Raw genomic sequence first — 18,004 nt, 5'->3', positions numbered from 1 at the left:
TTGCTTTGCAGCTATAGGTTTGCGAGCCGCGAGCCACACGGCTATAGGTTTGCGAGCGTCGGGGAGACACACCTATAGGCTTGAGGAATCGGCGGCGCGTTTTCCCAGGTAAAAATCTTCTTGAATCCTCAAGTTTATAGCTCTGTCCCAAGGGGGGCTCTCAAACGTATAACTCTGCACCGAGGCGGCTCTCAAACGTATAGTTCTGCGTCAGGCAAGCGCTCAAACCTATAGGAATCCCGGAATGGGCGCCGTCGCCGCTCTCAAACCTATAGGAACATGGCTGCAACGACGATGCCGGGACGTGCGGCTCCAGGGAAAAGGCCGTTTCATGAAAAGCAGGCCGCCGGGACACCCCCGACGGCCTGCACGTTTGCATGGAGCCAGCTATCAGACTTGAACTGATGACCCCCGCTTTACGAGAGCGGTGCTCTACCAACTGAGCTAAGCTGGCGTTCCATATGGCGTCACGTCAACCAGCGGCGCAACAGAAGGATGATACCCGAAACAATCTTCTCTGCGCAAGGGGGAATTCTCCCGCGCCCGGCAGCACGCGCCTTACGCTACAGCAGGCGGAGCACCCCGCGCACCAGGCGCTCAAAGTCAGCGGCATGACGCTCGGCCTCCGCGAGCACGGACTCGTGCGACGTGTCAGGGTCGCCCGACTGGTTGGCCGCCAGCGTGAGGCCCAGCACGTTCATGCCCAGGGCATGCGCCATGATGACCTCGTTGACGGTGGACATCCCCACGTACGACACACCCATGAGGCGCATCGCCGCGACCTCGGCCGGCGTTTCGAAGCAGGGTCCCAGCACGCCGGCGAGCACCCCCTCCTCGACCGTGATGCCCAGGTCATCGGCGACACCGCGCGCCAGGGTGCGCAGGTAGGGGGTGTAGGCGTCCGTCATGCCCACGAAGGGCGTCTGGACGTCGCGCGTGCCGTCCCACTCCGCCAGGGGATTTTTTCCCGTGAGGTTGACCTGGTCGGTGATGATGCCCAGACCCACCTGGGCGTTACCGGGCACGGCGCCCGTCGCGGAGGCAAACACGATGTCCCTGCATCCCAGGCGCTCGGCGTGCCGCACGAGCGACGCCACCTCCGTGGCGCTGTAGCCCTGATACAGGTGGATGCGGCCGGGATAGACCACCACGGGCACCCCGTCCACGGTGCCGATGATGGCCTCGAAGCTGTGCCCCTGCACCGGCACGGCGTCCTCGGGGAAGCCGTCGATGTCATGGTAGTCGATGCGGCGCACGGGTTTGACCAGCTGGGCAAGATGTCCCAGGCCGGTGCCCATGACCAGCGCGACGGGATGCTCGACCGACGGCTTGCAGAGCTCGACGTCCCTCTCGCTGACCACGCAGACCCCCTCCTTCTTGAGGAGGCGCGCGAACACGCCGTCCCCCCTGACGAGCGTACCGGTGTGACTTCCATCGTAGACGAGCCCCGACCCGCAGGAGGGGCTCTTGGCCTTGAGAACGGCGAGAGGCGCCTTCATCCCGCGGCGCAGGTGCCGCTCCAGCGCCACGCGCGCGCCCCGCTCGAACGCCTCCGTGACGTCCGTGCCGTCAGCAAGCAGCACGCGCCCGTCCGCCCGCCGCTCGGCGGGCGGACGCGGGACGGGAAGGCCGGCATCCCTCTCGGGACACACCCCCAGGGCATCGACCTTCCCGCAGAGCTCCCTCACCGCCTCCGAGGGCTTTGCCGAGCCGTCATAGCGACAGGCGACACCTCGCAGGCAGCTGCTCACCAGCACGCGCATGAGCGACGCACCTCACCTTTGCCTCGCGTGACGCTAGGCGACCAGCGTCGAGAGCACCAGGTTCGCCTTGGAGAGCTCGGCGTTGACGTAAGTCGTCCACTCGGAGGTGTACTGGTTCTGGGCCGTCTGATACTGCTGGAAGGCCACGTAATAGGCGGCCTGCGCCGCGGCGTAGGACGCGGAGTCGCTGGTCACCTTATAGTTGGCAAGAGCCGTGGCGTAGGGGCTGCTGCTGTCCTTCCAGGCGCCGGCGTCGGCGTCCCACTCGTCGCCGGCCAGGTTGAGGATGTAGGTGGCGTAGTCGGGCGTCTCGGCGTCCTTGTTGCCGTCAGAGGGTGCGCTGGGCGCCGTGGGCTTTGCGGGGACCGTGGCGCTCACCACGGCGTCACGCAGCTTTGAGATCTTGGTCGCCGCGGTGATCTGGGCCTTGACCGTCGCCTCGTCCAGATGGTACGTGGACGCGAGCTGCGAGAAGTCAGAGGTCCCCGTGAACTGCTGGGCATAGGCGCTGACCTCGTCGTCCGAGACGTTGATGCCCTTGGCGGCGCAGAGGTCCATGAGGATGTTGTTGCGAGCCACGGAGAGGACGCCGTCGGCGGCGGGCACCTTGTAGCTGCCGTCGTCCCCCTTTGCGGCGTCGAGCGTCGAGCTCGCCGTGATGACGTCACGCACCGTCACGGCATGGGTCACGCCGTTGTAGGTGTAGCTTCCCAGCGGCGCGTCAAGCTCGGATTCGCTCACGGTCGTCTTGCCGCTGAGCGCCGAGGCCCCCGACGCCGCGGGAACCAGGCGAAGGGTGGCATAGCAGACGCCGGCGCCCAACAGCAGCGCCGCGACGCAGATGGCGATCCAGGCAGGGGTGGCAAGGCCGCGGCGCGTCCCCTCGGGCGCAGCCGACGTCTCGCGGAGCTCGTCGGGCTCACCGTCCTCGTGCGTCCGGGAGACCATGGCCGACCTCTTGGCCCGCTTGGCCTTGCCCGCCGCGCCAGGCGCCTCGTCCGTGCCGGGAGTCTCGTCCGGATCGGCAACGTCGCCCTTGGAGTCCCTCTCCATCGGCACGTCCTTGGCGTCGAGTTCGACCTTATCCTTCTTGTGTGCCACGATGCAAACCTCCTGTCACGCCCACGGGGCGCGTCGCCTCGCGTCGCGCTGACGTGAGCCAGGGCGCACGAGACCCCACAGATGCAAAATACGCAGACATGGTACGGCAGAGACGCGCCTGTCCTCCATGCCAGGGGCGAACGCGCATGAAAATGCCGCATCGCTGGCGTGGGGCAAAATGGAGCGCCCCAGACGGTCGGCATCGAGCTTCCGGCGCCCGCCCGGCGACGGCGCACCTTCCCTAGCGCCTGCTCAGCACCTCGATGATCTCCTTGGAATACGCGCGGATGTACCCGCGGCCGTTCTGGGCGTCAAAGCTCACGCGCGCCCTCAGCACCTCCGCCGCCTGGTCCGAGATGCTGCCGCCCGCCAGGCTCACCAGGCTGCGGAGCATGTCGCGGTACTCAGGGTCCCCGTGGTAGCACTGGACGGCCTCGTCCAGGATGCGCCACACCTGGTCGGAGCGCTCGGGCGACGTCGAGCCGTAGGTGGCGAGAAAGCGAAACGCCGCAAGGCGCACGATTGAGGAGTCCTCGTCAAACAACGAGGTCTCCGCACCCTCGAAGGCCTCCTCGAGGCAGCCCGGGTCGATGGTCACCATCTCGCTCAGGGCGTCAAGCAGCTCCCAGCGGGTCTGGGCCTCGGGACGGTCAAGCCCGTCAATGATCTCGCCGGCATAGTCAAACAGCCGGTTAGGGTCCTCCTTGGCCAGGAGGGCGATCTGATGCGCCGCCTCCTGCCTCAGGCGGCGGTTGGGGCCGTCAAGCTCAGCGGCAAGGTCGCCGACGGACGTTTCCTGCGTTTCCTCTGACATGCTGTCCCCTATTCGCTAAAACCGTCCACCATGACCGTGCCCGAACGAGGGTCCTGGTGGATCTCGATGAATCCGAGCTTTGACGCCTCACGCAGCAGGTTCGAGAACGACCGATACCCGTAGCTGCGCTCCGAGAACTGCGGGCGCTTGCGCTTCATGGTGTCCTTGAGCCGCGAGGCGAGGATGGCGCTGTCCGTGCTCTCGCCCTGAAGTGCGTCGATGGTCTCAAAGAGCAGCTGGTAGCAGCCGTGCTTCTCCTTGGGGACCTTCTGGGCGTAGTCCGGGATGCCGCTGGTGCTCACGACGTCCTCGTAAAAGAGGAACTCGTCGCAGACCTCGGCCAACAGGGAGCTGGTGGACTCCTTCATGCCGACGCCGATGACGGTCTTTCCGAACTCCTTGAGCTTTGCCACCAGGGGCGAGAAGTCCGAGTCGCCCGAGAGGATCGCAAAGGTGTCGATATGCTCCTTCGTGAGACACATCTCGACGGCGTCCACGGCCAGGCGGATGTCCGCCGAGTTCTTGCCCGTGAACGCGCGGTCGGGAATCTCGATGAGCTCGATGCCCAGCTCGTGGAGGGGGGTGATGGCATCGTCAAAGCGCTGCCAGTCGCAATAGGCGCGCTTTGCCGCGATGCGGCCCTTGTCGACGAGTCGCTCGAGGATGCGCTTGACGTCCGGACGGGGTCCCGGCTCCTGGTGGCCGTTGCGTTTGCGCTTACCCGTCCCAAGCGCAAGGTTCTCGTAGTCTATGAGGACTGCGAGGGAGCTCTGGTTGTTCTCGTTCATGCCTCGTACGGTTCCTTTCGTGCGTGCGGGCGCCAGGACGGCGCCGCGGTCGTTGTCGTCTTACTGATGACGAGGCTCGTGTGGCTCGTGCTCATGGCCGCAGCCGCAGTCGCCGTCGCAGCCGTCGTCGCAGCCGCAGCCGCACGCGTCCTCATGGCCCTGGTGGGGAGCATGTCCGTGACCCGCGTCATCGAGCTCGCCCTCGGCCTCCTCGTCCAGGCCCGACCAGTCAAGCCCGGCGGCGGCAGCCGTGGCGTCATCGGCGTACAGCAGGGTGACGGCCTGCGTCCCCAGCCGCGCGCCTCCGATCTTGCAGAGCAGGTCGTAGAGGCTCTCGGCGGTCTGGACGCTGGGAAACGCGACGTCGAACTCATCGGCCTCGGCCAGGGCGAGGCGCAGGTCCTTGCGCAGGTGCTCGACCATGAAACCGGGGCGGTAGTCGCCCGCGACCGATTTGGGCGCCAGCGCGCGCAGCGCCGTGGATCCTCCCATGCCCTGGGAGACGATGTCAATGATCTGGGACTTGTCGAGACCCTCGCGCTCCGCGAGGGCGAGGGCGTCCGCATAGCCCACCATGGCCGCGCCCAGGGACACCTGGTTGCATAGCTTGGCGGCCTGGCCCCTGCCGGCTCCGCCAAGATAGTGGATGTGCGCCGAGAAGCTCTCGAGCAGCGGGCGCACCGCCGCCGCCTCCTGCTGGGAGACGCCCGCCATGAGGGTCAGGGTCCCGTCAACGGCGCCCTGCTCGCCGCCCGTGACCGGACAGTCGAAGGCATGCCTGCCCGCGACCTCCGCGGCGTCGTGAATGTCACGCGCAAGCTCTGGGGAGCTGGTGGTGAGGTCCACCATCCAGGCCCCGGGCCTGGTGCTGCTGATGAGCCCGTCTCGAGCGAGGTAGACCTCCTCGACCTCCTCGGGATAGCCGAGCATGGTGAAGACGACGTCGGCATCCCGGACGGCCGATGCCACGTCGGCAGCCCAGCGCGCCCCGCGGGCCACGAGGGGGTCGGCCTTTGACTTGGTGCGGCTGTGCACCGTGAGCTCGATGCCGGCGTCCATCAGATGAGCCGCAATCGGGGCGCCCATGATGCCCGTGCCTATGAAGGAGACCGTGCGTATGGTTGTGCCCTGCATGGGAGCCACCTTTCATGTGTGTCGCCGGACGTCGCCGCGCCGGCCTCTGGGACGGGGGGCAGAACCGCCGTCGTCACGCCCCCAGGGATGCCTTGCGCACCTTGCGCGTGATGCGGTCGGTCAGCGAGAGCTTCTCGCGACGGTCGACACCCCAGAACGTGAGGGCCACCATCCCCGGGCCGACGTGGCTGCCCAAGGTGGGCGACACCTGGCTCCTGATGATGGTGACGTCCTCGCAGCCCTTCTCCTTGCGGACCTCGCGCTCGAGCCAGTCGGCGTCCTTCTCGGCGTCGGTGGACACGATGGCAAGGGGCAGCGACGGGTCGTGCGCGTAGTTCTCACGAAAGTCCTGGATGATCGCGCGCAGGGCCTTCTTGCGCCCGCGACACATGCCCCTGAGCGTGAGCGCCCCGTTGAGGTCGAACGAGAGCTCGGGCTTGATGTCGAGCTTTCCGCCGACGTTGGCGGCCGCAGGCGGGATCCTGCCTCCCGCGGCAAGGGTCTCAAAGCCGTCGAGCGTGAAGTAACCGTGCACGAAGTAGCGGGCGTCGGCCGCCCAGGCGTACAGCTCGCGCGCCGTGAGGCCCAGCGACGCCTGACGGCAGACCTCGATGGCAAGAAGCTCCCCGCAGGCGGAGTCAACGGCATTGTCCAGGACGTAGAGCTCAAAGTCGGGAAACTCCTCCCTCACGAGCTCCTGGGCCTGACGGGCGTTCTCGATGGACGACGAGAGCCCGCCCGCGAGCCCCAGATACAGGCTGGGCGTGCCCTCCTGGGCGGCGCGGCGGAAGACCTCGAGATACCGGCCGGGCGTGATGGCGCAGGTGCTGTAGTGCAGGCTGGGATCCTGTCGCATGCGCTCATAGAACTCGTGAGGGTCGCTCGTCGTCCAGAGGTCGTCCACCTTCTCGCCCTCGGGCGTGACGTAGGTAAAGGGGATGACCTCGACGCCAAGACGTCGGGCGACCTCGGGGGCGTAGTCTGCCGAGGAGTCCACGATGATGCGCACCGCGGGAGCGTGACGACGCCGGTGGCCCGCCACGGCAGGCTGGCTGTCGCTGGGGGCCACGCGGCTCTGGTCCGTCTGACTGACGTCCTGGGACATAGGAGACTCTCCTGACTTAGGCCTCGTCGGGAACTTCGACCCGGGGCTTGATGATGCCATATCCGCCGTTCTCGCGATGGTAGATGACGTTGACGAGGCCCGTGGCGGCATTCTCGAAGACGTAGAAGTCATGGCCCAGAAGGTCGGTCTGGACGAGCGCCTCCTCCTCGGTCATGGGACGCAGGTCGACCAGCTTCTCGCGCACGAGCTGGGCGTCCTCCTCCAGCTCGGCCTCGGTGGGCTCGATGAGGCTGCCCAGGTCGGCGGGCGACCCCATGGCGGTGCGAATGGACTCGGCCGCCTTGCGCTGCCTGCGATCGACGACGCGCGTCTTGTACTTGCGCAACTGCCTGGTGACCTTGTCGGCCGCCTCGTCGATGGCGACGTACATGTCGGCGTGGCTCGCCTCCACGCGCACGACCGTGTCGCGCACGAACACCGTGACCTCGCAGGACGCGCGGTCGGGGTTGGAGCGGTTCTTCCCCACGCGCAGAACCACGTCGCAGCTCATGGGGCTGATGTCAAAGACCTTGAGCGCATCTCCGACCTTGGCGTTGACGCGCTCGCGCATGCCGTCAGAGACGGAGACCTTGCGTCCCGAGATCTTGATGTCAACCATCGGTACCTCCTCGTGTGCGTTTGAACTGGCAGGGAGCGCCCGTACCTTCCTCTTACCCAAACCGCGTGAGCTGGTTTCTTGCGCAGGCGCCCGGCGGCGGGGCGGCGCCGGGCCGCCCCCGAGCGAGGGGGGCGAGCTGCGCCTAGATGGGTCGCAACGACTAGTCGGAGAGGGACACGGCGTTTGCTCCCGCCGTGGGGGTGCCCGTCAGGGCGGCCTGCGCCGCCGAGACCGACTCGCTCTCCGTGACGGCGTCCGGCTGCTTGGCGGGAACGTCCTTGACGGCATCGCCGGGCGTCAGCTTCGCAAAGTCGCCCATCCACCGCGTGCGCGTGAGGTCATAGATACCGTTGCCCTGAATGGTGTCGAACGCGGCGCCGAGGGCCGTCTGGAGCTCGGCGTTTGAGCTAGCGCAGGCCATGCCCTCCGCGACGGGCGCGGCGAGCGTCCCGGCAAACGAGACGTCACCGTAGCCGCGCGCGAGATAGGCGCCCGAGTACGCCTCGCAGAGCACGTAATCGACCTCGCCGCGATCCAGCGCCGCGAAGGCGTCGTTGAGGTTGGCGTAGCCGTCCTTGACCGTCACGTTGAGCCCCGTGGCGGCGAGCGCCGACGACGAGACCGACCCCGCCTGCATGCCGATCTTCTTGGACGAGAGGTCCTCGACCCGGGCGACGCCCATGGAGCCCTTGTGGAAGAAGGCGGAGGCGGTCTCGGCATAGGCGCCCACGAGCGTGTAGACGCCCTGGTCGCTTGCCTGCTGTCCCATGACCACGTCGCATACCGTGCCCAGGGAGCTGGCGGGGTCGCTCACGTCGACGAACTTGACCTTGAGGCCCATCTGGTCCGCCAGGGCTGAGGCAAGGTCCACGTCCAGACCGGCCACCGCGCCGTCGGCCTGATAGCACAGCGGCACCATGGTGCCGTGCAGGTTGACACCCACCGTCAGCGTGCCGGGCGTGACCAGCGCGCTATCGGGAACCGTCTGCTCGACCTGCGGCCGAGAGGGCGTGCCCGCGTCGGGCGACGATCCGGGCAGCAGGGACATGACGGCCCCGGGGACCTTGGCGACCTCAGAGAGGACCGAGCCGGCGACGTCCTGAGCCGCGGAAAGGTCGGGAAGGTCGCATCCGGTCAGGCCGAGGCTCATGGCGAGCGCCATCGCCCCTGCGATTGCCGCGGTCCTGCTGCGTGCTGTCATCGTATCCCCCGTGTCAGATGTGCCGTCCCGACGCCTTACTCAGCTGACCTGGTATTTGGCCCCACACTCGCGCACCGGGACTCTGGCTTCGGGGCTGCGGCCCCCCACCGTAGGTCCTCTCGCCCGCGGGGCTCCATGCCCCGAAGGTGTCGGGCGGTGCGGCTTACCCCTAGGACGAGCCATGCTCGCCGGAACGCTCACGCCCGGCTTACGTGGATCCTTTTGGCCTCGTCTGCCATGGACTAGGGAGCGAGGACGCGGCCGTGCGCGCCTCTCTCCCGCAACCACAGACCTGAGTAAGGCCTTGTAATTATACCAGCTTTGCGCGACGCGCACGAACCATGCCGTTTGCAGACGGCAGGTCGGAGGGGGGTGCGTCAAACGCGGGCAAACGCGCAGCAGGTCACCGACGCGGCCCCGCGGGCGAGCAGCGCCCGAGTCGCGGCGCGCATGCTCGCCCCGGTCGTGATCACGTCGTCCACAAGCAGGAGCCTGAGCCCGTCCAGGTCATCCAGGGCGCACACGCTGCCCTCAAGGTTGACGGCGCGCTGCCTGCGGCCGAGCGAGCGCTGGTCGCGGGCGCTGTCGCGCACCAGGACGTCGGCCAGGGGCAGGCCCGTCTGACGGCAGAGCTCACGCGCCACGAGCTCCATGTGGTCAAAGCCGCGTCGCGCAAACGCGACGCCCGTGGCGGGCACGAAGCACACGGCGTCCGTCTCGGCGACGTCAAAGCGGGGCGTCCCCGACCATGAGGGCCACGCGGACGCCTCGTCAAGGGAGACGACCATGGCGGCCGCCAGCACCCGGGCCAGCCTCCGCTCGTGGTGGTCCTTGAAGGTCGTGACGAGGCGGGCGGACAGCCCCCCGAAGCGCACGGCGCAGACGGTGGCGCGACTCGCCCAGTCGTGGTCGCATTCGGTGCAGGTGATATGACCGAAGGGCGCGCCGCAGCCCGGGCAGGCCCATCGCTGGTCGATCCAGGCGAGAGACCGACGGCAACCGGCGCAGAGCAGCTCCCCGGGGCGGTCGCAGCCCACGCAGCGCGTGGGCCACAGCAGCTCGGCGAGCACGGACGCGAGCCGCCCGCCCGGCGTGTCGCCCGAAGGGCCCAGAAGCACGGCGCCACCTCCCCCGGCCACGATGCCGAAGGTCATCCGACGCCCCCGGCATCCCCAGGCTAGGGGGTACGGCTGGCGCCTGACGTGCCGCAGGCTCGCGTCCGGCTGGCGTCACGCGTCAGCGCGCGCCCGTGTCAAGCCCAAAGAGCGCGCAGGCGTTGCGCCAGAGCGCCGCATAGGTCTGCTTTGGCGGGACGCCGCAGCTCTCGGCGCGCACCTGCGCCGCGAGCGCCGCCGTGAACGCAACCATGGCAGGCTCGCACTCCTGGCCGCGCAGGGGCACGGGCGCCATGTAGGGGCAGTCGGTCTCGGTGATGAGAAGCTCCTCGGGACAGGCGGCGAGCGCCGCGCGAACGTCGTCCGAGCGCCTGAACGTTGCCGCGCCGCCAAAGGCCACGTAACAGCCGAGCCGAACGAAGGGCTCCATGACCTCGGGCCCCTGCGTGAAGCAATGCAGGTCGCAGCCGGCGGCGGGGACGCCCTCCTCCATGAGCACCCGCGCCGCCAAATCATGGGCGCGCGTGTCGTCTTGTCCGTCCCTGATGTGGAGCTCCACGGGAAGCCCGCGCTCATGGGCCAGGCGCAGCTGGCGGCGAAAGGCCTCTTCCTGCAGCGCCAGGGGAAGCTCGCCGTAGGGTCCCAAATCAAGGCCGATCTCTCCCACGCCCACGGCGCGGGGGCTCGCCAGCAGCTCGTCCAAGGTCGCAAGCCGCGCGGCGCCGAGCCGGTCCGCCCCATAGGGATGCACGCCCGCGACGATGCGCACGTTGTCCAGAAGATCCGGCGCATCCCAGCCGTCAGGCGTCGGGGGGACGACGCCCTCCCGCGCACGGGCGTCCAGCAGCTCCCGCGCACGCTCGACCTGGTCGTCCAGCCACGTGAGCAGGTCAGAGGCCGTGGGCCAGGGGCCGCCGACGTCCTCCACGGCATCGAGGGGCACCACGAAAAGGCGGACCCCCGCCAGGGCGGCTCTGACCAGGGCCTCCGCGGCGTCATGGTCACGAAGGCAGTTTATGTGGCCGTGAGTGTCGGCGAGGGGGGCCAGGGGACGGGGGGTCTCGACGGACCTTCCCTTGGCATCGGTAAGGGCGAGACGTGACATGGCTCACCAACCCTTCATCGGCGGTCCAATGCGGCAGCGAGACGAACGAAGTCCTCGGGCGCGAGGGTCTCCGCGCGCGCGGAGGGCAGAATGGCCGCGCGCTCAAGGGACTCGCTGACGCGGGCGGGGTCGTAGCCCCCCGCCACCAGGTTGTTCCTGATGGTCTTGCGTCGCTGGGCGAAGGCGGCGTTGATGACGCGCGTCACCGCCACGACCTGCTCGTTCGCAAGGCACGCGCCCGAGGCCGGATCGCGGGCGGGACGTCGGTCTATGCGCAGCACGGCGGAGTCAACGTGCGGAGGCGGCATGAAGTTGCCCGGCCCCACCTCGAAGCGCCCGGTGACCCGCCCAAAGAGCGCGAGCTTCGCCGTGTAGGCGCCGTAGGCCCTGCCGCCGGGACGCGCCGCCATGCGGTCGGCGACCTCGGCCTGCACCATCACCACGAGCCGCCGGACGCTGGGAAGGGTCTGGAGCACCTGGAGCACGAGCGTGGCCGCAACCTGATAGGGCAGGTTGGCCACGAGGGCGTGGGGCGCGTCGTCTTCGCCGAGGCGCGCCAGGACGCCGTCGGGCACCTGGGCCAGGGCGTCTCCCCACACGAGGTTGAGCCGACCCGGCGCCTCGTCGGCAAGCTCGCCGAGCGCCGGCTCGAGCGCGCGGTCCGCCTCGATGGCGATGACCCTCCCCGCCCGGGGCAGCAGTCCCAGCGTGAGCGTGCCGATGCCCGGCCCCACCTCAAGGACGCACTCCTCGCCCCCCAGCTGGGCGAGGTCCAGGATCTTTCCGATGACCTCGTCGTTCACCAGAAAGTTCTGACCCAGCCGATGCTTGGCGTACAGCCCGTGGCGACGAAGCGCCGCGATGGTCTGCTCCCTGCTGGCCAGACGCGAGTACGCCATGCCTAGTCCCTGCCCCCCAGGCGCGGGAAGAGGGCGCTGCCCTTGGTGACGCCCACGCCGCCCTTGATCTGTCCCCACGCGCAGGCGGCGCGAAGGTCCGTGGTGGCGGCCTCGTCGGCAAGCCCCATGCGGCCCAGCACCTCCGCCGAGGTCTGGGGCATGAAGGGCATGAGCAGATGGGAGCAGACGCGGATGGACTCCAGCAGATTGCAGATGATGTCCGCGAGCTCGCGCGCGCGAGCGGGGTCCTTGGCGACGGTCCACGGCGCGGAGTCCTCCACGTAGTGGTTGGCCGCATGGACGAGCTCCATGACGACGTCCCTCGCCGCCACGTACTCGATCTTGTCCATGTGGGCGCAGTAGCGCTCGGCGATGCCCTCGGCCACGGCGCGCAGGGGGCTCTCGCGCGCGGCCCAGCCCTCGTCGAAGGCGGGCGTGGAGCCGTCGAAGTACTTGGCGCTCATGTTGAGGGCGCGGCTCACGAGGTTGCCCCAGCTGTTGGCGAGGTCGGCGTTGTAGACCTGCTCCATGCGCGCGAAGCTGATGGCGCCGTCCTCGCCGGGCACGACGTCGGTCATGAAGTAGTAGCGATAGCCCTCCACGCCCAAAAGGTCGATGACCTCCTGGGGGGCGATGGCGTTGCCGCGCGACTTGCTCATCTTCTCGCCCTGGCCCGTCTCGTCGTTCCTGACCATGAGGAAGCCGTGGGCAAAGACGTGCTCGGGCAGGGCCTCGCCTATGGCCATGAGCATGGCGGGCCAGATGACGCAGTGGAAGCGGATGATGTCCTTGCCCACCACGTGGAACTGCGCCGGCCAGCGGTAGGCGAGCTCGCGGTCCGCCTCCTGGCCCTCCTGCCCGTAGCCGACGGCCGTCAGGTAGTTGAGGAGCGCGTCAAACCACACGTAGGTCACGTGCCTCTCGTCAAAGGGAAGCCTGATGCCCCAGTCAAAGCTCGTGCGGCTCACGGAGAGGTCCTGGAGTCCGCCCTCGACGAAGGTGCGGACCTCCCTCATGCGGAAGGAGGGCATCACGAAGTCGGGCCGCTCGTCATAGAGGGCCAGGAGGCGATCCTGGAAGGCGGAAAGCTTGAAGAACCACGACTCCTCCTGGACGCGCTCCAGGGGCCGCCCGCAGTCGGGGCAGAGGTGCTCCCCCTCGCCGTGGCGCCCCTCGTCGGCCTTGCGCACCTGGTTCTCGGTGAAGTAGGTCTCCTCGGGCACGCAGTACCAGCCGTCGTAGGAGCCCTTGTAGATGTAGCCCGACTCCCTCATGCGCTCCCAGAGGTACTGGACGGCGCGCACCTGGCGCGGCTCGGTGGTGCGGATGAAGTCGTCGTTGGAGATCTCGAGCGTATGCCAGAGCTCCTTGAAGAGGGGGGCCTGGCTGTCGCACCACTCCTGCGGGCTCATGCCGTGCTCGCGGGCCGCCTCCTCGACCTTCTGGCCGTGCTCGTCCATGCCCGTGAGGAACTTGACGTCATAGCCCATGGACATGCGATAGCGAGCCTGGACGTCGGCGAGGATCGTGGAGTACGCCGTGCCAAGGTGGGGCCTGGCGTTGACGTAGTAGATGGGCGTGGTGATGAAGAAGGGCCTCTTGCTGTGGTCGATGGGCTGTGCCATGGTTTTGCGCTCCTGGTGTGAGGAAGGGGGCGGCCGAGTGCCGACGGCATCCCGGCGGCGGGACGTCGCACGGTTGTTCATTCTACCTCACGGCACGCAGGGCGGGCGGGCGTCATGGGACGCGGGCGTCTTTCCCACGACGTCGCCAGGACGCGGCGGCACCAGGACGAGAGGCCCGCGAAGACGACGCGCCCATGGTCATCCGCAGGGGTCGGGGCAAGGCCGTTGTGCGCCCAAGGGGCCTCCCTGGGCTCCTTGGGCGAGACGGGCTATCGCCTGAGGGCCCCAAACAGGCCGCGGGTGAGCTGGCGCGTGGCCTCGCGCCCGAAGGTGCCCAAAAGGGAGCCGACGACGCGCTGCGCCTGCTTGCTTAGCTGCTCGCGGCGGCGCGCCTCCTCGCGGGCGACGCGCTCCGCCTCACGCTGCTGGCGCTTGAGGGCGGCCTGGGCGTCGCGCTCGGCCTGACGCCGTTGACGCTCCAGTTCCCTCTGGGCGGCTGCGGCGGCCTTGGCGTCGTCCTTCTCCTTCTGCTTGGCGGCGGCGTCGGCCTCGGCCTGACGCTTGGCCTCGAACTCGGCCTTCTCCCTCTCGAGAGCCTCGCGCTCGGCCGCAAGCCGGGCGCTCGCCTCGTCGTTGGCCTTCTGGTCCTGAATCTGCTCGAAGGCGCTCTGACGGTCCACGGCGTCGCCGTACTTGCCCATGAGGTCGGCCTGGGCCTCCTGCACCTGCAGCATCGTGGCGTCCGAGGCGGCCGCCATGGAGCACTGGGGAAAGAGGACCTTGGCCCTCTGCACGACGCAGGGAGCGCCCTCCTCGTCCAAGAACGAGACGAGCGCCTCGCCGGTGCCGACCTCCTGAAGCGCCTGCACGCTGTCGAAGGCGGGGTTGGCGCGGAAGCTCTCGGCCGCCGCCCTGACCGCCCGCTGCTCGGCGGGCGTATAGGCGCGCAGGCCGTGCTGCACGCGGTTGGAAAGCTGCGCCAGCACCTCGTCGGGGATGTCCGACGGGCTCTGCGTGATGAAGTACACGCCCACGCCCTTGGAGCGGATGAGCTTGACGACCTGCACGAGCTTGTCCTGGAGCGCCTTGGGCATGCCGTCAAAGAGCAGGTGCGCCTCGTCAAAGAAGAAGACGAACGCGGGCTTGTCGGGGTCACCCACCTCGGGCAGGGCGTCAAAGAGGGACGAGAGCATCCAGAGCAGGAACATGGCATAGATCTGCGGCGTCTGGATGAGCCTGGCGGCGTTGAGGACGTTCACGTAACCGCGCCCGTCGGGAGCGCGACAGAACCAGTCGGCCAGATCCAGGTTGGGCTCGCCAAAGAAGACGTCGCCGCCCTGGTCCTCGACGACCATGAGCGCGCGTTGGATGGCGCCGACGGAGGCGGCGGACACGTTGCCATAGGTGGCCTGGTACTCCTTGGCGTGCTCGCTCACGTACGCGAGCATGGAGCGCAGGTCCTTGAGGTCTATGAGCAGCAGGCCGTTGTCGTCCGCCACCCTAAACACGATGGTGAGGACGCCCTCCTGCACGTCCGTGAGACCCAGCAGGCGACTCAGGAGCACGGGCCCCATGTCGCTGATCGTGATGCGCACGGGCAGGCCCGCGTCGCCCAGCATGTCCCACACGCGCACGGGGCAGCCCACGAAGCTCACCTGGTCGGGCTCGAGCCCGAAGGTGTCCTGGCAGCGCTTCCGGATGAAGTCGGTCATCTGGCCGGCCTCGGCCATGCCGGTGACGTCGCCCTTGACGTCAGCCATGAAGACGGGAACCCCCGCCTGCGAGAAGCCCTCGGCCATGACCTTGAGGGTCACGGTCTTGCCCGTGCCCGAGGCGCCGGCGATGAGGCCGTGTCGGTTTGCCTGGCCAAGCAGAAGGAAGCAGGGGTCCTCGCCCTGGGCCATCCAGATCTTGTCGTTCACGAGCATGACGTCTCCTCGCTATCGGGGGGGATGATGACAAGGGGGGCGAAGGCCGGCGCAACGCGGGCTCAGCGTTTTGACGCGGCGGCGATCACCAGGTCGTAGGCAGCGCCGCGCGACATGCCGTAGGTCTTCGCCAGGCGCCGCGCCAGGGAGCTCTTGGGCTCGCCGGCCGCGACGCCCGCCCGCAGCGCCTCCTCAAGGGGAAGCGCCTCCTGGCGTGCCGCCGCACAACGGGCGGAAAGCTCGTCCGGGCTGGGGCCGGCGATCACGATGACGCACTCCCCGCGCAGCGTCGGGCGCTCGGCGATGCCGGCGGCAAGCTCAGGGGCCAGGCCCCGGGCACACTCCTCGTGGAGCTTGGTGAGCTCGCGGACGAGGGCGACCCTTCGCTGGGGGAGCAGCTGCGCGATGGCACAGAGCGTGGCGCTCACCCGCCGGGGCGACTCGTACACCACGAGGGCGCCGGGAATCGTGGCGAGCTCGGTCAGACGGGCCTTGAGAGCGCCCTGCTTGCGCGGGAGGAACCCCTCGAAGAAGAAGTGGTCCATGGGCAGCCCCGAGGCCACGAGGGCGCAGGTGACGGCCGAGGGCCCGGGGATGACCTCCACGGGAAGGCCGGCGTCGAGGACGGCGTCCACCAGGCGCTGGCCCGGGTCGGAGACGCCCGGCATCCCGGCGTCCGAGACGAACGCCACCCGGCATCCCGCCGCGACGCGCTCGAGCACGAGGCCAACGCGCTCCTCAAGGGTGTTTTCGTCCGCGCGCACGAGCTGCGCCTTGAGGCCCAGGCAGGTGAGCAGCCTGGCCGTGACCCGCGTGTCCTCGCACAGGACGATCTGGGCCTCGCCCAGGGTCCTTCTGACCCGGGGCGAGACGTCCTCCAGGTTGCCGATGGGCGTCCCCACCATCGAGAGCACGCCAAGACGGGCGTCCGGGACGGCGGGGCGTCCCGCGCGAGCGGCGGGGCTCACGAGAGCATCGCCCGCTCAAAGGACGAGAGGGCCGCACGCGCATCCCAGCTCGTCAGACGCCCCTCGGTCTTCCAGGTGTTGAAGAACCACGCGGGGCAGTCCTCGAAGGCGCCGATCTGCTCCGAGACGAAGACGCGCTCGAGGGCGATGCGACCCTCGGGCGTGGTGGAGGAGTCAGAGAACGGCAGGGACGCAGACCACTTGCCCACCATGACGGGAAGGCCGCTCTTCCGTGCGAGCGCGAGCGACCTTCTGGAGGCGTCCGAGAGGCGACGGATGCCCGTGGGGCCCGAGCCGCCGGCCCTGTCCAGGTAGTGATAGAGATGGCAGTCCAGCCAGACGTCGTGGTAGCGCCTCGGCGCCATGAAGTGCCGCCAGGCGCCCGGCTGGCCGGCGTCCGGAAGGATGATGGTGGCGTCGGGGGCGTTGGCCCGGATGGTCTCGTAGGCGTCGCGGTAGTAGTTGCGCATGACGTGCAGCGGCACGCCGTCCGTGAGCGAGAGGCCCCTGCGCACCTGGGCGATGACGTCGTCGGCCGGCTCGATGCCGGCGAAGGCCATGCGATAGGCGTAACGCTTGGCGAGGGCGCCCACGACCACGAGCATGTCGTCGCGATAGTGCTGAAAGTCGTCATGGTTGCGGACGAGAGGCACGTCAGGCGCGGGGGCTCCGGGGGTGATGGCGAGCACGAGCACGATCTTGAGGTCTATCTCCTCGGCCCAGTCAAACGCCTGGTCAACGTAGTCAAGGCAACCCAGATAGGGGCCGGTGTGGGGGCCCACGGCGCCAAAGACGTACCACGGCACGGCAAGGCGCACGGCGTTGAAGCCACGGCCGGCGATGCGCGTGAAGTCATCCTGGCCCAGGAAGCTCGCGCGATGCGCGCGCACCAGCTCATGGTAGCGACGACTGCCGATGGAGGCGATGAGGGCGTCCTCGTCGAGGGCGCCGGAGTCGGCGAAGAGGCTCGGAGTCACCCATGGCTCAAGCGTGAGCCAACCCGTGAGGTTCACGCCATGAAGTGCCCGTGACGGCATCTTGCCCCCTCTCTCGCGGGGCGTCCTTTCACAGGCCGTCCCCTGCCGACTGGGTCAAGTATAGGTGCACGGCCGGGCGCGCACGGCGTCAAAGGGCGCCATGACGGGCACTTTCTCATACTTTTTTCAGGCCGGCGGGCGGGCGTGAGCGGCCCGGGCCCGCACGACGCCTCATGGCGGCCCCTCGACGCCGGACGCGGGAGGCGGGGCGCTTGCGCCTCCTAGCCCACGAGATATGTTGCGCGATTGTTGGGGGTCTCGTTGCAGTCGACGCGGCTCACGGGAAGCCCACGTGCCGCAAGGCGCTCGGCAAGGTGGCGCGCGAGGTTCTCCGCCGTGGTCCTGAAGGGGAGGATCGTGAGCGAGAAGCCCTCCTCGCGCAGGGCGTCGAGGGTGCTGGGCCTCAGGGACCCCTCCTCGACGAGGAAGGTGTGGTCCAGAGCGTCGCATTCCTCGCGCACGACGCGCTTGAGCCGTGCGAAGTCAACGACCATGTCCTTCTCCGTGCCAGAAGACCCCAGCGCGTCGGCGCGCACGTAGGCCGTCACGCGCCACTGATGGCCATGGAGATTCTCGCATGCGCCATGATAGTCGGTCAGAAAGTGGGCGCTGTCAAACCAGTATTCCGTGGAGAGCTCGTACATCATGGCCTCCCTGGGCGCATGGGCGCCTCAAACCGTGCGTGACGGCACGGGCAGAGAGGCGTCACTCGTCGCCCCGCAAGGCCGGGCCGCCGCCCTGCGTCCCCGCGCCGTCGCTTCCTCCCCTGCCGCGGCCCCGGTGACGGCGGCGACGCCTGGGC

16 protein-coding genes and 1 tRNA gene are annotated in these 18,004 nt (G+C 68.6%); all 17 read right to left on the bottom strand.

The window, feature by feature from the left end; translation table 11 throughout:
• Positions 1-378: 378 nt before the first annotated feature.
• Positions 379-454 (bottom strand) — tRNA-Thr (locus BN3001_RS01275).
• 109 nt (positions 455-563) lie between these two features.
• Positions 564-1,763, bottom strand: coding sequence for a purine-nucleoside phosphorylase (locus tag BN3001_RS01270; RefSeq protein WP_058270028.1), 1,200 nt, complete (start codon positions 1,761-1,763; stop codon positions 564-566).
• 33 nt (positions 1,764-1,796) lie between these two features.
• Positions 1,797-2,864 (bottom strand): hypothetical protein, encoded by a 1,068-nt coding sequence (locus tag BN3001_RS01265; RefSeq protein WP_058270027.1) that lies wholly within the window; start codon positions 2,862-2,864, stop codon positions 1,797-1,799.
• Between the two features lie 241 nt (positions 2,865-3,105).
• Positions 3,106-3,678, bottom strand: coding sequence for a hypothetical protein (locus BN3001_RS01260; protein WP_058270026.1), 573 nt, complete (start codon positions 3,676-3,678; stop codon positions 3,106-3,108).
• Positions 3,679-3,686: 8 nt separating this feature from the next.
• The gene (locus BN3001_RS01255) at positions 3,687-4,466 is read right to left on the bottom strand and encodes an NYN domain-containing protein (protein ID WP_058270025.1); all 780 of its coding nucleotides are present in this window, start codon (positions 4,464-4,466) and stop codon (positions 3,687-3,689) included.
• Between the two features lie 60 nt (positions 4,467-4,526).
• Positions 4,527-5,600 carry an NAD(P)-dependent oxidoreductase gene (locus BN3001_RS01250; RefSeq protein WP_058270024.1) on the bottom strand — a complete coding sequence of 358 codons (1,074 nt, stop codon included), beginning with the start codon at positions 5,598-5,600 and terminating at the stop codon, positions 4,527-4,529.
• A gap of 73 nt (positions 5,601-5,673) precedes the next feature.
• Positions 5,674-6,705, bottom strand: coding sequence for a DegV family protein (locus BN3001_RS01245; protein ID WP_058270023.1), 1,032 nt, complete (start codon positions 6,703-6,705; stop codon positions 5,674-5,676).
• 16 nt (positions 6,706-6,721) lie between these two features.
• The gene (gene hpf, locus BN3001_RS01240) at positions 6,722-7,324 is read right to left on the bottom strand and encodes a ribosome hibernation-promoting factor, HPF/YfiA family (RefSeq protein ID WP_058270022.1); all 603 of its coding nucleotides are present in this window, start codon (positions 7,322-7,324) and stop codon (positions 6,722-6,724) included.
• Positions 7,325-7,484: 160 nt separating this feature from the next.
• Entirely contained in the window at positions 7,485-8,525 is a 1,041-nt protein-coding gene (locus tag BN3001_RS01235) for a substrate-binding periplasmic protein (RefSeq protein ID WP_082629883.1), read from the bottom strand.
• A 377-nt stretch (positions 8,526-8,902) separates the two neighbouring features.
• Positions 8,903-9,679, bottom strand: a complete 777-nt coding sequence (locus tag BN3001_RS01230) for a ComF family protein (RefSeq protein ID WP_082629882.1) — start codon at positions 9,677-9,679, stop codon at positions 8,903-8,905.
• Positions 9,680-9,761: 82 nt separating this feature from the next.
• Positions 9,762-10,745: a TatD family hydrolase gene (locus tag BN3001_RS01225; protein ID WP_058270020.1), complete on the bottom strand. Its 984-nt coding sequence runs from the start codon at positions 10,743-10,745 to the stop codon at positions 9,762-9,764.
• Positions 10,746-10,759: 14 nt separating this feature from the next.
• Positions 10,760-11,644, bottom strand: coding sequence for a 16S rRNA (adenine(1518)-N(6)/adenine(1519)-N(6))-dimethyltransferase RsmA (gene rsmA, locus BN3001_RS01220; protein WP_058270019.1), 885 nt, complete (start codon positions 11,642-11,644; stop codon positions 10,760-10,762).
• Positions 11,645-11,646: 2 nt separating this feature from the next.
• Positions 11,647-13,269, bottom strand: coding sequence for a methionine--tRNA ligase (gene metG / locus BN3001_RS01215; protein ID WP_058270018.1), 1,623 nt, complete (start codon positions 13,267-13,269; stop codon positions 11,647-11,649).
• A 269-nt stretch (positions 13,270-13,538) separates the two neighbouring features.
• On the bottom strand, positions 13,539-15,197 hold the full coding sequence (locus BN3001_RS01210) for a helicase HerA-like domain-containing protein (protein ID WP_058270017.1): 1,659 nt from the start codon (positions 15,195-15,197) through the stop codon (positions 13,539-13,541).
• Positions 15,198-15,259: 62 nt separating this feature from the next.
• Positions 15,260-16,165 (bottom strand): 16S rRNA (cytidine(1402)-2'-O)-methyltransferase, encoded by a 906-nt coding sequence (rsmI, locus tag BN3001_RS01205; RefSeq protein ID WP_328585279.1) that lies wholly within the window; start codon positions 16,163-16,165, stop codon positions 15,260-15,262.
• Entirely contained in the window at positions 16,162-17,202 is a 1,041-nt protein-coding gene (locus BN3001_RS01200) for a glycoside hydrolase family 5 protein (RefSeq protein WP_058270016.1), read from the bottom strand. The genes rsmI and BN3001_RS01200 overlap by 4 nt, the downstream gene beginning before the upstream one ends.
• Positions 17,203-17,423: 221 nt before the next feature.
• Positions 17,424-17,849, bottom strand: coding sequence for a 6-pyruvoyl trahydropterin synthase family protein (locus tag BN3001_RS01195; RefSeq protein ID WP_235815003.1), 426 nt, complete (start codon positions 17,847-17,849; stop codon positions 17,424-17,426).
• Positions 17,850-18,004: the final 155 nt, after the last annotated feature.

The sequence above is a fragment of the Olsenella massiliensis genome (assembly GCF_001457795.1).
Taxonomy (GTDB): Bacteria; Actinomycetota; Coriobacteriia; order Coriobacteriales; family Atopobiaceae; genus Olsenella_F; species Olsenella_F massiliensis.
This window is presented reverse-complemented; position numbering and strand designations above follow the sequence as displayed.

What these genes read in the sequence shown, in the direction of transcription:
- BN3001_RS01210 (WP_058270017.1), bottom strand. Translation starts at nt 15,197, where the DNA reads ATGCTCGTGAACGACAAGATCTGGATGGCCCAGGGCGAGGACCCCTGC.
- BN3001_RS01270 (WP_058270028.1), bottom strand. Translation starts at nt 1,763, where the DNA reads ATGCGCGTGCTGGTGAGCAGCTGCCTGCGAGGTGTCGCCTGTCGCTAT.
- BN3001_RS01255 (WP_058270025.1), bottom strand. Translation starts at nt 4,466, where the DNA reads ATGAACGAGAACAACCAGAGCTCCCTCGCAGTCCTCATAGACTACGAG.
- BN3001_RS01235 (WP_082629883.1), bottom strand. Translation starts at nt 8,525, where the DNA reads ATGACAGCACGCAGCAGGACCGCGGCAATCGCAGGGGCGATGGCGCTC.
- BN3001_RS01250 (WP_058270024.1), bottom strand. Translation starts at nt 5,600, where the DNA reads ATGCAGGGCACAACCATACGCACGGTCTCCTTCATAGGCACGGGCATC.
- BN3001_RS01260 (WP_058270026.1), bottom strand. Translation starts at nt 3,678, where the DNA reads ATGTCAGAGGAAACGCAGGAAACGTCCGTCGGCGACCTTGCCGCTGAG.
- BN3001_RS01245 (WP_058270023.1), bottom strand. Translation starts at nt 6,705, where the DNA reads ATGTCCCAGGACGTCAGTCAGACGGACCAGAGCCGCGTGGCCCCCAGC.
- BN3001_RS01195 (WP_235815003.1), bottom strand. Translation starts at nt 17,849, where the DNA reads ATGATGTACGAGCTCTCCACGGAATACTGGTTTGACAGCGCCCACTTT.
- BN3001_RS01200 (WP_058270016.1), bottom strand. Translation starts at nt 17,202, where the DNA reads ATGCCGTCACGGGCACTTCATGGCGTGAACCTCACGGGTTGGCTCACG.
- rsmA (WP_058270019.1), bottom strand. Translation starts at nt 11,644, where the DNA reads ATGGCGTACTCGCGTCTGGCCAGCAGGGAGCAGACCATCGCGGCGCTT.
- metG (WP_058270018.1), bottom strand. Translation starts at nt 13,269, where the DNA reads ATGGCACAGCCCATCGACCACAGCAAGAGGCCCTTCTTCATCACCACG.
- BN3001_RS01230 (WP_082629882.1), bottom strand. Translation starts at nt 9,679, where the DNA reads ATGACCTTCGGCATCGTGGCCGGGGGAGGTGGCGCCGTGCTTCTGGGC.
- hpf (WP_058270022.1), bottom strand. Translation starts at nt 7,324, where the DNA reads ATGGTTGACATCAAGATCTCGGGACGCAAGGTCTCCGTCTCTGACGGC.
- BN3001_RS01225 (WP_058270020.1), bottom strand. Translation starts at nt 10,745, where the DNA reads ATGTCACGTCTCGCCCTTACCGATGCCAAGGGAAGGTCCGTCGAGACC.